Here is a 2884-nt window from a genome sequence, read left to right on the forward strand (position 1 = left end):
TAACAATGATTATCATTTTTACTATCTGTATATTTTATTTTCTGGAAGTCCCTTATTAATTAGCGTACTCATGGACTTAGCAGTTTCGGCAATATTTTGCAACCGTAATCTTTGTTCAGATAAATCTTCCGGCGGCATCAGTGCAACCTGGGCATTACTCAATACCGTAGCCACAGGTGCCCGTAATTCATGAGAAGCATCAGCTGTAAATCGCTGTAATTGCTGATAAGCCCGCAGGCTTGGCCGCATCGCTAACCCGCCCAAAAACCAACCTGTAATTCCAATTACACCAAAAGTAACAGGAACCCCCAGAGTGAGAAACAAGCGGGCTTGATTCAGATTACTACGTAGAAAGTTCATAGGAACTGCCGCTTGGAAATAGCCAATTAACTCCTTATCTGACAAAACAGGAAGTGTAACTTGGCGAACCCAGGTTGTTTTAGTTGCAGAATCTGAATTTAGTCGTGTTTCCAGCGTTTGAAATCCTGGTTCATTCGTCAGTTGTTTGTTACCAGATGAACCGATAAACTGCACCAATTGTTTCTGAGAGTTATACCACCGAGCGTAAACCAGTCCACCATTCAACGATGCACCATTTTCTAGAGGAATTTGTTGGCTGCGCTGATTTTGCCATTGACTTTGATAAAGTAAGTATTCAGTTTTGGCAGCAAAAGCCTTACTTTGTGAAAATACTTCGTCATCAAAAACCCGCAACTGTTCTTCCACACTCAGACAGTAGCCCACCCCAGCAAACGCGAACAAAATTCCACCCATCGACAGGGCAAACCAGTGAGCAAGATTACGACGGCTATGTTCAAACATTTAGTCATTTGTCATTTGTCATTGGTCATTGGTCATTTGGCATTGGGTATTGGGTATTCTCCGCATCCCCGCCTCTTTGCGTCCCCGTGTCTCCCCATCTCCCCTAATTTGGCGGATTTAACCGATAGCCCATACGATGTACGGTTTCTATCCAATCTTTGACGCCAATAGTTTGTAGGCGTTGGCGCAAGCGGCGAACTAAGGTAGTAACTGCGTTACTTTCGGGTTCTTCTCCCCAATTCCAAAGGGCTTGCTCAATTTGGCCATGAGATAAGACTTGGCGGGGATGACGCATCATATATTCCATTAACTGAAACTCGCGGCTAGAAAGTTGAGTTGTTAATGAACCACGTTCGAGTATCAAATTGGATAAATGAAGTTGCAAGTCGCCCAGGGTAAGTATATCTCCTTGCCACATTGGCGATCGCCTTCCTAATGCCCGCACCCGTGCCAATAACTCCACCACATCCACAGGCTTAACTAAGTAATCATCGGCTCCAGCATCTAAACCTTTCACTTTATCTGAAACGGTGTCTTTCGCCGTCAGCATGAGTATGGGAGCCACTTTACCTGCTCGTCGATACACTTGACACAATTCTACGCCGCTTACCTTAGGCAACATCCAATCTAAAATCAGCAAGTCATAGTCTTTACGGGAAGCAAACCACTCCGCCGTTTCGCCGTCAGTCAGCGCATCTACTACGTGCCCTGCTTTCAACAATGCAGCTCGCAGTGGCTCTAACTGTGATGGGTCATCTTCTACTAGTAAGATCAACATCCAATTTGTTTAACTTGCTGTCTTTGCTTACTTCCTAGTCTTAAGATTTAAGGTGAAACAATAACACTGAAGTAACAGTAAGTATTCTATCTCATAACTTCCATGCAACAACTTAAACGTTTTCAAGTGTTGCGATCGCTAGGCTTTGTGTTTTGGTTGTCTTTACCCTTAATTGGGTTAGTTTTTTGGCTGGGAAGCGGCTTTGTTGGAGATCGGATTTTGAGTTACTCCCGCGTCACCAAAAAATATCTGCTAGCCGATACCCAATCAGCACGGCAAATGATGAAAAGAGTAGTTGCCATTGAGGTGAAAACCATTCCACAACAAGGAATTTCACGGGTGAATGTTAAAACGAGTAACTCAGTTCTCAAAACGATCGTATTTGAATTTCCAATCACCGATATGAGCCAACTTCAAGCCACTCTCAGTCAAGAGTTAGGCTTACCACGCGATCGAGTTAAGGAGCTGATTGTCGAAGTGGGGCAGTAGGAGAGTCAACAGATAAGGGAGATGAGCAAAATTAGAGGATGTTTGAAAAGTCGTAAAGTATACTAGAAACCTCTCTTTGCTTGCGGGGCTACGGTGTACACACATCTGTGTAGGAAACCAAAATCCTCGTAGATCCGTCATTATCTTCCTTAAAAAGGAGGACTTTGAGAGGTTTTTGCCCCCCTTGGAAAGGCTACGGTGTACACACAAGTCGGAAATAGTAGTCTGTGAACGAATAATTGACGAGTAAATTCTCTGTAGAGACGGCGATTTATCGCGTCTTGTGAACGTGTCAGTCTTTTAGACGCGATAAATCGCGTCTCTAAATGAGGGTTTTCTGGCTTATCCCAAGCGTATTGGAAGAAAACTGGATCTGACTTGTGTGTACACCGGAGCTTGGAAAGGGGGGTTGGGGGGATCAAAAGTCTGCGGGGCAACTCTAGAATACTTGTGCTGAGCGTAGCCGAAGTAGCGAACGCGAGTGCGTCTCGTAGAGAAGCCGTTGGCGCAGCCTCTCGTAGAGAAGGGAGTCGAAACCAACAGCGGCGGTAGATTTATTAACGGAAATTGCCTTAGATACTCGTTCATCCACCTTTGAACTGGATTGATCCACCTCTGAACTGGATTGATCCGCCTTTGAACTGGATTGATCCACCTTTGAACTGCATTGATCCACCTTTGAACTGCATTGATCCACCTTTGAACTGGATTCATCCACCTCTGAACTGGGTTCATCCACTTCTGAACTGGATTCATCCACCTCTGAACTGGATTCATCCACCTCTGAACTGGATT

Annotated in this window: 4 protein-coding genes; 2 read left to right on the plus strand and 2 right to left on the minus strand. The window is 44.7% G+C overall.

The features are described 5' to 3' along the window. Nucleotides 1-21: 21 nt before the first annotated feature. Nucleotides 22-822: a histidine kinase dimerization/phospho-acceptor domain-containing protein gene (locus ACM0OY_RS39925; protein ID WP_414574223.1), complete on the minus strand. Its 801-nt coding sequence runs from the start codon at nt 820-822 to the stop codon at nt 22-24. A gap of 103 nt (nt 823-925) precedes the next feature. Then, nucleotides 926-1600 (minus strand): response regulator transcription factor, encoded by a 675-nt coding sequence (locus tag ACM0OY_RS39930; protein WP_414574224.1) that lies wholly within the window; start codon nt 1598-1600, stop codon nt 926-928. 102 nt (nt 1601-1702) lie between these two features. On the opposite strand from ACM0OY_RS39930, the gene ACM0OY_RS39935 reads away from it, so the two are divergent. Beyond that, nucleotides 1703-2089 carry a hypothetical protein gene (locus ACM0OY_RS39935; RefSeq protein ID WP_414574225.1) on the plus strand — a complete coding sequence of 129 codons (387 nt, stop codon included), beginning with the start codon at nt 1703-1705 and terminating at the stop codon, nt 2087-2089. A 594-nt stretch (nt 2090-2683) separates the two neighbouring features. Then, nucleotides 2684-2884, plus strand: a 201-nt coding sequence (locus ACM0OY_RS39940) for a hypothetical protein (protein WP_414574226.1), incomplete at its 3' end; no start/stop codon positions are given.

The sequence above is a fragment of the Nostoc sp. CCY 9925 genome, assembly GCF_963920935.1.
In the GTDB taxonomy this organism is placed as follows: Bacteria; Cyanobacteriota; Cyanobacteriia; order Cyanobacteriales; family Nostocaceae; genus Nostoc.